Consider the following 12,117-nt stretch of genomic DNA (forward strand, 5'->3'; position numbering starts at 1 on the left):
GTCAAAGCGGGTAATAATAATATTATCGACCTATATTTAAGTTTTCATAAAATAAATATTTAATTTTTTTATTTTCTAACGTTTAAGTATCATCTCACCCATACAACTCCATTATGAAAATGAATATAGTTAACAACGAAAAAACTGTCCAGAATTCACACCGGACAGTTTCCTTTATTCTTAATTCTCTTTAACAAGGCGTTTTAGCACCTCTAAAAATTGATTCATCTCTTCATCCGTACCAACTGTGATTCTTAGATAATTATTAATCTTTGGCTTATTAAAGTACCTTACAAATATATTCTCATTCCTTAAATCCTGATAAAGCTTTTCTGCCGGTATGGTATTATGAGAGGCAAATATAAAATTAGCCTTAGAGGCCGGAAAATGAAAGCCCAGTTCTTTTAATGCTGCCATAACTCGCTCTCTAGTTGAAATAATACGTTTAACACATTCCTGGTGATAGTTCTCATCCTTCACTGCCTCTACACCGTAATAAAGAGAGGTCAGGTTCATAGTATAAGAATTGTATGAATATTTGACATCATTCATAACCTTTATTAAAGAAGAATTACCAATTGCGTAGCCTATTCTCATCCCTGCCATGGAACGGGATTTGGAAAATGTCTGGACTATCAGTAGATTCTCAAAGTCCTTTGTTAAAGATATTGCACTTTCTCCTCCAAAATCAACATAAGCTTCATCTACGATTACAACGGATTCCTGATTATGCTCAAGGATATCACGGATAAAGTGAAGATCTTCGCAAATGGAAGTAGGTGCATTGGGATTGGCCAATACAATACCTCCGTTTTCCCTGTAGTAGTCTTCCTTACAGATCCTAAAATGCTCATCCAGAGGTGGCTGCGTATAAGGAATATGGAACAGTTCTGCCCATACATCATAAAAAGAATACGTAATATCCGGAAATAGTATGGGTTTATCTGAATTAAAGAAGGACATAAAAGCCATTGCCAATACATCATCGGAACCTACCCCTACAAACACCTGGTTCTCTTCTACTTTATAGTGCTCTGCCAGAGCCTTAATAAGAAGGGAAGAGGTCGGATCCGGATACAACTTTAGCTGTTCCGTATTAAGTTCTTCCACGGCTTTTTGTACTCCTGGTGCGGGAGGGTATGGGTTTTCATTGGTATTTAACTTAATCATACCGGGTACATTAGGCTGTTCTCCCGGAACATAAGGGGTAATTTTTCTATAATAAGTTTCCCATGGTTTCATCGTATACTCACTACTTTCTGTTAAGTTATTTTGCTAAATATTCTTTGGCAAGCTTTTGAAAGCCCAGTAATGCTCCTTCTACCGTCTTATGGTCTACACAATAAGCGATTCTGCAATATCCGGGACAGCCAAAGGAAGAACCGGGAACGATGAGTATATTGTATTTTTTTGCAGCAGCACAGAAAGCTTTGTCGTCCGCTTCCAGAGTTTTAACAAACAAATAGAAGGCTCCCTCCGGTTTAACACAGTCATATCCATATTCCTTTAAGCGGTTATAAAGTACTTCGCGGTTTCTGTTATACACAGTTATATCAACCTCTGAATCCAAACACTTTGCCACAACACGCTGGATTAAGGACGGTGCATTAACAAACCCGAGAATACGGTTTGCTACATTAGCTGCAGCAATCATATCTTTCGCATCCGTTGCTTCATCAGGAATTACCAGATATCCGATACGCTCACCGGGCAGGGATAAGGATTTACTGTAAGAATATCCTACAATAGTGTTTCTGTAATATTTTGTAAGGTATGGGACATTCACACCATCATATACCAGTTCTCTGTACGGTTCATCTGATATCAGATAGATAACCGTGTTAAATTCCTTCTGCTTCTTTTCCAGTATCTGAGCAAGTTCTCTAATAGTTTCCTCAGAATAAATCACTCCAGTGGGGTTATTGGGAGTATTTACGATTACCGCCTTTGTTTTGGCTGTTATTCTAGTTTCAAATTCTTCTAAGTTTGGTTGAAAGGTATCTGTATTTGGAGCAACTACTACTAGCTCTCCATCAAAATTATTAACATAATTTCTATATTCACCAAAGAATGGTGCAAAGGTAATAACTTCATCACCTGCATTTAATAAAGTCTTTAGTATAACATTCAGACCGCCTGCCGCACCAACTGTCATTACTATATTTTCATGGGTAAAGCCTGTCCCAAATCTTTTATTAATTGATACAGCAATGGCATCCCTTACATCTTCATAACCGGAATTGCTCATGTAACCATGTACCAGAGACGCACTTTCTTCCGTTATGATACTGACCACTGCCTCTTTTACTTCTGCCGGAGGTTCCACACTGGGATTTCCGAGACTGAAATCATACACATTCTCTGCTCCATGTATGGCTGCCAATCTTTTTCCTTCTTCAAACATAGCTCGAATTACAGAGCTGTTTTGTACCAGCGTAAGCATTTTATTTGATATCATAATCCATCCTCTTTTCCGTCTTATTTCGATTAGTATAGCACATTACCTTGCTAAATTGCAATATAATGATTAGGATGTAAAAAACCCTTACTTAATCAGGACCACCAGTGTGAACTGGTGGTTTGCTCTGTCCCTGTAAGGGACTAATACCGGCTTGGGCCTCAAAGGCCCTTCGAAAGTAAAGGCCCCAAACGCACCACTTTCACTAGCTAACCCTTACAAGGGCTTAATTATTTGCCTTTAATTACTGGCTCACCCGTAAACGGGTCGATATACTCTTTTAGTGTTAGTTGCTCTTCTGCTTGATCGTCCATGAGCTGATTTCGGATATATGCCTCTATTTTCTTTGCATTTTTTCCTACAGTGTCTACAAAATACCCTCTACACCAAAATTTTCGATTTCCATACTTATATTTTAAATTTGCATGTCTATCGAATATCATTAGCGAGCTTTTTCCCTTTAAGTATCCCATAAATTCTGACACACTAATGTTGGGGGGTATTCTCACCAGCATGTGTATATGATCTCGACAACACTCTGCCTCGATTATTTCTACGCCTTTTCTTTTACATAGTGTACTCAAAATGTTTGCCACATCTGCTTTAATGTTTCCATAAATTATCTGCCTTCTAAATTTGGGTGCAAACACAATATGATATTTGCATTCCCATGTTGTATGTGATAATCTGTTCTTATCCATATGGATACCTCCTTTGTTATTTTGGTGCGGTTTGAGACCCACACTTATTATAACAGAGGAGTTTTCTTATGAAAACGCTAGAAGCGACTGGGATCCACCGGCCTAGCCGGTGGTTTTTTAAAGACAGCCCTACAAAAAAACCACTGCAAAGAAGCCTTACTAGGGCTATTTTACAGTGGTACCAAATCCTGATTGATTGAGACTGTCTTGATAAACGAAATTACTTATCTTGATAACGAATATTTAAGTAGTTTTTTACAATCTGGACACATTTATCAAAGCCTAATTGCTGGCTGTTAAAGCTTAAATCATAGTTTTGAGCATCTTCCCAATGCCGACCGGTATAATATCTGTAGTATGCAGCACGCCGTTTATCAGTATCTTGTATCTTTTTCTCCAATTCTCTGGTTGGCATACTATACATTCCCTCCAGACGTTTTACACAATCACTTAAAGACGCATGTACAAAAATCTTTACTACATTATCCATATCTTTTAGAATATAATCTGCACATCTTCCTACAATAATACAGGATTCCTGCTTGGCAATCTTTTTAATCACCTTGGCCTGATAATTAAATAAATTATCATTAGAAACAAAGTCCTCCCTGTCCGGGGGAATTAATTCACCCTTATATTCTTTTCTGGCAATTCTATATAAAAGACTTGTTTTAAGCTGTTCGTCGGCTTTTCCAAACAGTTCCTCATTAATACCGCTCTCATCGGAAGCAAGCCTTAAAAGCTCTCTATCGTAATAATGAATTCCCAGTTCTTCCGCAAGCATTTTCCCCATAGTGCGGCCACCGCTTCCATATCCTCTTGCAATGGTAATCACATAATGCTCCATGATAAACCCTCCTTACTTATTCTAAATCAACGTTTTGCCATAACTATTTGAATATATTATAGCATAGTTTTCTCTCTATGACCGTTTATATTGTTTTATATCACACCCATAATCATACATTTCAGATACCCGCAACTTTGGGTTACAGACATACCGTGATTTGAAAACTTGTTTTTCAAATTACTCACCCAAATATGCTTTTTTTACGGAGTCATCATTTGATAGCTTATTCGCATCGCCTTCAAGAACTATTTTGCCAGTTTCCAGTACATAGGCACGGTTTGCTATTGACAAAGCTTTTTTCGCATTCTGTTCAACTAATAGAACTGTGGTTCCACTTTCACTGATTTCTTTTATTATCTTAAAAATTTCAGATACAAATAGTGGTGACAGTCCCATAGATGGCTCATCCATTAAAATTATTCTAGGATGTGACATTAAGGCTCGTCCCATAGCTAACATCTGCTGCTCTCCACCGCTTAAGGTTCCGGCAATCTGATTTTTTCTTTCTTTTAATCTTGGAAAACGATTGTATACCGATTCTATGGTATCTTCAATTTCCTTCTTGTCTTTTCTGGTATATGCACCCATTTTTAGATTCTCAAGTACCGTAAGCTCAGCAAAAATTCTACGCCCCTCCGGTACATGAGCCATTCCCATTCCAACTATTTTATGGGCAGGAATTTTGGTCAAATCCTGACCTTCAAAAATAACACTGCCGGACTTGGCATTTAATAATCCGGTAATGGTATGAAGGATTGTCGTTTTCCCTGCACCATTAGCACCGATTAAGGCTATAACTTCTCCTTCTTTAACTTCAAAGGAAATGCCTTTTATTGCCTGAATTATCCCATAGTATACTTCTAAATTCTCTATTTTTAACATTGCCACCGAAATCTCACCCTTTCTATGCCATTATAATTGTTTTCAAAAACAATTGATTATAGCGGTAGATATTTTATCCGTTCACGGTTCTACTCACCCAAATAGGCCGTAACTACTTCCGGATTATTGAGTACCTCCTCCGGAATACCTGCTGCTAATTTAGTACCAAAATTAAGTACCAGAATCTGTTCACAGATACCGGTTACTAATTTCATATCATGTTCAATTAGCAAGATAGTTATCTGGTAACGGTCTCTTACTAAACGAATGGTGTCCATTAGTTCAGCAGTTTCATTGGGATTCATGCCTGCCGCAGGTTCATCTAACAGCAGCAGTTTTGGATTTGTAGCCAGACCTCTGGCAATTTCTAACTTTCTTTGTTTACCATAGGGCAGATTGCTTGCAAGGGTACCAGCTTCCTTTTCAAGTCCGAATACAGTTAATATCTCCATTGCTTTCTCATTCATTTCCTTTTCTACCTTAAAATAGGAAGGTAGGTGAAAAAAGCTGCTAATTAAAGTGTACTCCTTCTGGTTATGAAGTGCTGTTTTTACATTATCTAACACCGACATTTTTTTAAATAGACGAATGTTTTGGAAGGTTCTTGCAATTCCTGCTTTGCATATTTCAGAAGGTGCCTTCCCAACCATATCTACCCCATCTAATTTTATTGTACCGTCTGTTGGACGGTATACACCGGTCAGCAGATTAAATATCGTAGTTTTACCAGCACCATTTGGACCAATCAGACCATAAAGCTGTCCTTTTTCTATACTTAAATTCACATTATCTACTGCTCTAAGACCTCCAAAGGAGATTCCTAAATTCTTTACTTCCAATAAAGCCATTTTTTCCTCCTCCTTTACACCGTTATTTCACTCTGCTCTTTAAAACCGGAAGTTTAGGCAATTTGCCACTCTCCTCCAGCCTGCTGCGTAAACCAGAGGAATTAAACAGCATTAAGGCTATCAACACTACTGCATATAAAAGCATTCTAAAGTCATCGGCTGCTCGAAGCATCTCCGGCAATAAGGTAAGTATAATTGCTGCTATGACAGAGCCCCTGATACTTCCCATACCACCAAGTACAACAATTACCAATATTTCTATAGATTTATTATAATCAAAATCCGCAGGCTTTAAAATACTTAAGTTATGTCCGTATAATACTCCTGCAACTCCGGCAAAAAAAGCAGCTATAACAAATGCCATAATTTTATACCGGCTGACCTTGATACCAATAGATTCTGCTGCTATATAATTGTCACGAATAGAACTGATTGCTCTGCCGTGTCTTGAATTTACAAGATTTGAAATAATTATGAGGGTTATAATCACAATACCATAAACCCAAGTATAATTAGTATAACGAGGTATTTTTGATAAACCCATAGCCCCCCCGGTAATACTTAAGGAGTTTACAATAGAACGGATAATCTCTCCAAATGCCAGTGTAACAATTGCAAGATAGTCACCCTTTAAGCGTAGTACGGGAACACCGATTAATACGCCAAATATTGCAGCGACTACACCACCTATAAGCATTCCGAGAATAAATGCAACTGCACTCGGCATATTTGATTTAAGCGTGAAGATTGCACCGGAATACGCACCTATTGCCATAAAGCCTGCATGTCCTAAGGATAATTCACCTAAGAAACCTGTGGTCAGGTTTAAGGATACTGCCAAAATAATATTAATTCCGATTGGCACCAATAAGGATTTCATCTGACGGTTTAAAATGTTTTCATTTACTAAGAACGTAATAAGCAGATAAACTGCTATTATCGCCACTACTTTTATTATATTGCCTTTGGTTACTATATTCTGAGTCGGATTTTTTACACTTGCTATATCTTTCTTCATATTCCACCTACACTTTCTCTACGCGGTTCTTACCTAATAAACCGGAAGGTTTAACTAATAATACCAGAACCAAAACACCAAATACAATGGCATCTGCGAGTTCAGTGGAAATATATGCTTTTGAGATACTCTCAATAACCCCTAACAACATACCGCCTAGCATCGCACCGGGTACACTTCCGATTCCACCAAGTACCGCAGCAACAAAAGCTTTAATACCCGGCAGGGCTCCCAGTGTCGGCTTAATCGACTGAAACTGGCATACAAACATAATTCCTGCAACTGCTGCCAGAGCTGAACCAATGGCAAAGGTCATAGATATGGTTTTGTTAACATTAATACCCATTAACTCTGCTGCTGCTTTATCTTCCGAAACAGCCCTCATAGCACTGCCGGCCTTGGTCTTGTTAATGAAAAAGGTCAGTGCAACCATGCAGATTAGGGTTACAGACAGGGTTACAAGGGTAATACCTGAAATGGTTATGCCTCCTATAGAAATAGCCGGAACTGTTATAATTGATTTAAAAGTAATGGGATTTGCATTAAATATAAGCAGAGCAACACTTTGTAAGAAGAAGCTCATACCGATTGCTGTAATTAACACAGCCAGTGCTGGTGCTTTTCTAAGCGGTTTATACGCAACCTTCTCAATTAAAACACCTAATACAGAACAAACAACAATTGTAAAAAATACTGCTGCAATCGCAGGCATCTTTAAACCATAAATAGCTACATATAGGGTATATGCCCCCACCATGATAATATCTCCATGAGCAAAATTTATCATTTTTGCAATACCATATACCATGGTATAGCCCAGCGCAATAAGTGCATAAATACTACCGGAACGTAAACCGTTAATTAATTGTTCGATTATGCTTGCCATATTCCTTCACCTCTTTTTCCTCTGGATCCTAAGATTCTTCGTTATGCTCAGAACCTTCCTGCTCTGCGCAAAGCGAAGGATCTTAGAACAGTAAATTACAAGAACAAAAGGAAGAATAGAACCATAATAACTTACGGATTGCATTTTGGTTCTGAATTCTCCTTTTGTTCTGTACATAATATCAGTATTGCCAAAATCTATTTGTAAATCTTCTGTATGGCACAAAATTTACAACATAAATTGGTTATGCTTATATTAATATTAGTTTGTTTTTGCAATGTATTCGCCATTTTTGATTTCAACGAATTTTGCACCTTTATTTGGTTCACCATCTTCAGTAAAAGTTACATCTCCTGTAAGTCCCTTTACTTCAATTTCAGTCATGGCCTTGATTAAATCTTCGCTTTTAGTGGAACCTGCCTTTTCAAGTGCTGCTTTAATTACATATACCGTATCATAACCATCGGCAGCAAACTGATCAGGTGTTGCTTTATATTTTTCGTTGTAAGTAGTTACAAAGGATTGTACCGCAGGGTTTTCATCGGTTGCTAAGAATGGACTTAAGAATACTGCGCCCTCTAATGCAGCAGGGTCTACGATATTAGCAAGTACACCATCCCATCCGTCTGAGCCGATGAAAGGAAGAGTTATCCCAAGCTCAGCAGCCTGAGTGGTAATGTATGCGGCGTCCTGATAATAAGCAGGTACGAAGATAATTTCTGCATCTGTGCCTTTGATAGTTGTAAGCTGTGTGGTAAAGTCAACAGCATTTGTAACAAAGGCCTCTTCTGCAACCACTTCTCCACCAAGTTCTTTCACTTTTGCAGTGAAAGCTTCTTTTACACCTGTACTATATTCATCCGCATTATTATAAATAACAGCAATCTTTTTATATCCTAAAGTTTTAACAGCATATTCTGCCATTGTCTCACCCTGTAAGGGGTCTGTAAAACAAAGGCGGAATGCATTTGAATACTGCGTTAAATCTGCCGCTGAACCGGAAGGAGTTATCTGTAAGATACCATCTTCATTGGTTTTATCAGCAATTGCAAGACCTGCACCACTGGTAACAGTTCCAAGTAATGCCTGGATTCCGCTATCCATTAAACTGTTATAAGCTGACATAGCTACTTCACCGGAAGCTTCATCATCCGCAAATTTTAATTCTAACTGGAGAGTCTCATCGCCAACCTTTACACCGCCAGCCTTATTAATCTCTTCAACCGCAATTTCAGCACCTTGTTTTACAGATATACCATAGGAAGCCGCTTCGCCTGTCAAAGGTCCAAGTCCTCCGATTAAGAATTTGCCGGAATCTGCACTTCCGTTCGTATTTCCCTCACCAGTACTGCCGGAATTTTTAGTTCCGCAAGCAGTTAAGGCACCTACCGCCATAACACCAACAAGGCTTAAGCAAAATGCTTTTTTCATAAATTTTTTCATAAAGTTTCCTCCCTTTCATATTATCAGAGAATAGACAGATTTGTTCAACACTTTGCACTTATCTCCTGTTAATGTGCTAAAGTATGAAGATAAAAAATAATATCCTTTCTCTAAAAAATCGATATAACAAAAGAAAGACGTTCAAAAAACTCTTTCATTGAACGCCTTTGTTCTGCATATATATTACTATTGTGAAACCTTTTTGTCAACTCTAAATTAGGAGTAAATCTTTGGAGATTAGTCTCTTACAATCAATTCACCACCGCATTTGTCACAAAAATCCAGACCAGCCAAAGTGATCCCTCCACAGTCGGGACAAATCATCTTTTCCGGCAATATCTCAACCTCTACAATCTCATATTCCTCATCAGTACCCAATGGCTTTCGTATATCCTCTTTCTTCTCCAAAGGCGGGATTCGTTCTGGTTTTTTGGAATGGATTAACTTTTTAAAAATTGACATGGACTAACTCCTTTCCTTTTTATTCACAAATAAAATTAGGCAATTCAAAACTCCTGTTTTATAATACGGAAATAGAAGAAATCACCAAAATAAAGGCCACATGCACCCCATTGAAACCTGTTTTTGGTATTTTTAACCGTTTCAGGCAAAATAAGAATTTTGTAATTGACTACTAAATAATATCATCCTCTGCTCTATATTTATTCATGAGCTTTTTAAAAATCTCACCATTGGTTGGAGGCGTATAGGTTATGGCATTCGCACCTGCTTTAATGGTTTCTAAAATGCTCTCCTCCGTAGGTCCTCCGGTAGCTATAATCGGTACCTTTGGAAATTCTCTTCTAATTTCTGTAACGATTTTTGCTGTATTGCCTGCTCCCGATACATTTAAAATATCTGCACCCGCTTCCAGCCTCATTTTAATATCTGTTTTCTCTGATACTACTGTGATAACGATTGGTATGTCAATTTTTTGTTTCAAATATTCAATCGTCTCATTGGGTGTTGGTGCATTAAGTACGATACCGACTGCTCCTTGAAATTCGGCATCTTCTGCTAAATTAAGTACCCTGGCTCCTGTGGTAGTCCCTCCGCCTACACCGCAAAAAACCGGTACATCTGAACAATTAATAATTGCGTGGGTTATGATGGGCTGAGGAGTAAATGGATATACTGCTATTACTGCATTGGCATTACAATTACGTATAATTGCTACATCTGTTGTAAATACTAAGGATTTTATTAATTTTCCAAATATACGGATACCGCTTGCCTGTTCAATTACCTGAGGAACACGTACCATGTGCTTTCTTAAATTACCATCGATTTCCGGTAAGTGCTTTTCTTCCATCTTAGTTCCTCCCATGGAATATATAATGTACTTTTACAATAGCCCCTAGACAAAGCATCCTTTTAAGCTTATTGTACTCATACAGTATATCCAAAAACTTATGGCAAAACAAGCAAAATAAATGGAACTAATTATTAATTATTAGTAAATTCCACTAAAGAACCCACCCTTTTAAAGACTTCTGTCCCAAGGGTGGGCTTCTTTATTATAAATCCATACTATGTGTTTTTCCTTAATAAAAATCTCACTAAACCTCTTGCTGTTCTAACATAGGAATTGTCTGAGTGGCAGTTCCTCTCATCTCAATCACAGGAACTCCTTTCTTTTCGATATATTCTCTAGTTATAGTTACCTTGCCAATATTCTCATCTTTTGGTATCTCGTACATAATATCTAACATAAATTCTTCAATGATAGCTCGCAACGCTCTTGCACCGGTTTTCTTTTCCAATGCTTTTTCTGCAATTGCTTCTAAGGCACCGTCATCAAATTCTAATAGTACCTCATCTAACAGGAGCAGCTTTTTATATTGCTTTAAGATAGCATTTTTAGGTTCTTTTAGAACCTTAACTAACATCTCCTTCGTTAAACCTTCCAAGGTGAAGATAATAGGTAATCTTCCGATAAATTCTGGAATCATACCAAATTCTCTTAAATCCTCTACTGCCACTTTTTGCAGTAAATTTGGATCATTGTCATACTTATCCTTTAAGTCGGCACTAAAACCGATGGAAGATTGTTTATTCAATCTGGTCTTAATAATCTGATCCAGGTCAGGGAATGCACCACCGCAAATAAACAGGATATTTTTTGTGTTTATGGTAGTCATAGGAACCATTGCATTTTTACTCGATGCTCCTACTGGCACTTCTATTTCACTGCCTTCTAACAGTTTTAACATACCCTGCTGAACGGATTCTCCGCTTACATCACGATTATTGGTATTTTTCTTCTTAGCAATCTTATCGATTTCATCAATAAAAATAATACCACGTTCAGCCTTCTCTACATCATTATCAGCCGCAGCTAATAACTTTGATACAACACTTTCAACATCATCGCCGATATAACCGGCTTCTGTTAAGGAGGTAGCATCCGTAATTGCCAATGGAACATTTAATAACCTTGCCAGTGTTTTTACTAAAAAGGTCTTACCGCTTCCTGTTGGCCCTATCATTAACATGTTGGATTTTTCTATTTCAATATCATCCATTGTATTAGTTGCAACACGCTTATAATGGTTATATACTCCTACCGATATTACTTTTTTAGCATACTCCTGACCTACTACAAAATCGTCTAACTGTCCTTTTATAATATGTGGGGAAGGAATATTTTTTATATCTAATACTTTATCTTCTTTTTCCTTATTCTCTTCTGTCTTCTTCTTTTTTAATTTCTGACTTTTGGGGATATCTTTTTGAAGATTGCTTAAATTCATGAAATTTGGCGGCAATCCCATCATGTCCATATAAGGGCTTCCATTATTTATGGTATCAAAAGTCTTTTGCATGCAATCAGAACAGATGCAGATATTATTAGGTATTCGAATCATCTTTCCAACTTTGCTTTCAGGCCTTCTGCAGATATAGCATACAGACTCATAGTCTTCTTTATCTTTTACATCATTCGTTTTCTTATCTGAAGTTTTATTCTCTAAGGCAGCCTCTTTATTGTCTATTTCTATTTCATGAGTATCGTCTAATTCATTGCTCATAG

The 12,117-nt window shown here is 37.5% G+C and carries 12 protein-coding genes; all 12 read right to left on the minus strand.

The features are described 5' to 3' along the window. Positions 1-180 precede the first annotated feature (180 nt). The gene (hisC, locus tag acsn021_RS19130) at positions 181-1,242 is read right to left on the minus strand and encodes a histidinol-phosphate transaminase (RefSeq protein WP_184095540.1); all 1,062 of its coding nucleotides are present in this window, start codon (positions 1,240-1,242) and stop codon (positions 181-183) included. Between the two features lie 25 nt (positions 1,243-1,267). Next, positions 1,268-2,458: a pyridoxal phosphate-dependent aminotransferase gene (locus tag acsn021_RS19135; RefSeq protein WP_184095542.1), complete on the minus strand. Its 1,191-nt coding sequence runs from the start codon at positions 2,456-2,458 to the stop codon at positions 1,268-1,270. A 230-nt stretch (positions 2,459-2,688) separates the two neighbouring features. Further along, on the minus strand, positions 2,689-3,159 hold the full coding sequence (gene tnpA, locus acsn021_RS19140) for an IS200/IS605 family transposase (protein ID WP_185264924.1): 471 nt from the start codon (positions 3,157-3,159) through the stop codon (positions 2,689-2,691). Between the two features lie 220 nt (positions 3,160-3,379). Then, positions 3,380-4,006, minus strand: coding sequence for a cytidylate kinase-like family protein (locus tag acsn021_RS19145; RefSeq protein ID WP_184093140.1), 627 nt, complete (start codon positions 4,004-4,006; stop codon positions 3,380-3,382). 180 nt (positions 4,007-4,186) lie between these two features. Beyond that, entirely contained in the window at positions 4,187-4,897 is a 711-nt protein-coding gene (locus acsn021_RS19150) for an ABC transporter ATP-binding protein (protein WP_184093141.1), read from the minus strand. A gap of 83 nt (positions 4,898-4,980) precedes the next feature. Next, positions 4,981-5,739, minus strand: coding sequence for an ABC transporter ATP-binding protein (locus acsn021_RS19155; RefSeq protein WP_184093142.1), 759 nt, complete (start codon positions 5,737-5,739; stop codon positions 4,981-4,983). Between the two features lie 22 nt (positions 5,740-5,761). Further along, on the minus strand, positions 5,762-6,757 hold the full coding sequence (locus tag acsn021_RS19160; protein ID WP_184093143.1) for a branched-chain amino acid ABC transporter permease: 996 nt from the start codon (positions 6,755-6,757) through the stop codon (positions 5,762-5,764). Between the two features lie 7 nt (positions 6,758-6,764). Next, the gene (locus acsn021_RS19165; RefSeq protein WP_184093144.1) at positions 6,765-7,643 is read right to left on the minus strand and encodes a branched-chain amino acid ABC transporter permease; all 879 of its coding nucleotides are present in this window, start codon (positions 7,641-7,643) and stop codon (positions 6,765-6,767) included. 261 nt (positions 7,644-7,904) lie between these two features. Continuing rightward, entirely contained in the window at positions 7,905-9,086 is a 1,182-nt protein-coding gene (locus tag acsn021_RS19170) for an ABC transporter substrate-binding protein (RefSeq protein ID WP_243167884.1), read from the minus strand. A gap of 237 nt (positions 9,087-9,323) precedes the next feature. After that, on the minus strand, positions 9,324-9,548 hold the full coding sequence (locus tag acsn021_RS19175; protein ID WP_184093145.1) for a hypothetical protein: 225 nt from the start codon (positions 9,546-9,548) through the stop codon (positions 9,324-9,326). A gap of 172 nt (positions 9,549-9,720) precedes the next feature. Further along, positions 9,721-10,398, minus strand: a complete 678-nt coding sequence (locus tag acsn021_RS19180; protein WP_184093146.1) for a beta/alpha barrel domain-containing protein — start codon at positions 10,396-10,398, stop codon at positions 9,721-9,723. A gap of 247 nt (positions 10,399-10,645) precedes the next feature. Beyond that, complete coding sequence (clpX, locus tag acsn021_RS19185; RefSeq protein WP_184093147.1) at positions 10,646-12,115, minus strand: ATP-dependent Clp protease ATP-binding subunit ClpX; 1,470 nt, start codon at positions 12,113-12,115, stop codon at positions 10,646-10,648. Positions 12,116-12,117 lie beyond the last annotated feature (2 nt).

The sequence above is a fragment of the Anaerocolumna cellulosilytica genome, from assembly GCF_014218335.1.
Taxonomy (GTDB): Bacteria; Bacillota; Clostridia; order Lachnospirales; family Lachnospiraceae; genus Anaerocolumna; species Anaerocolumna cellulosilytica.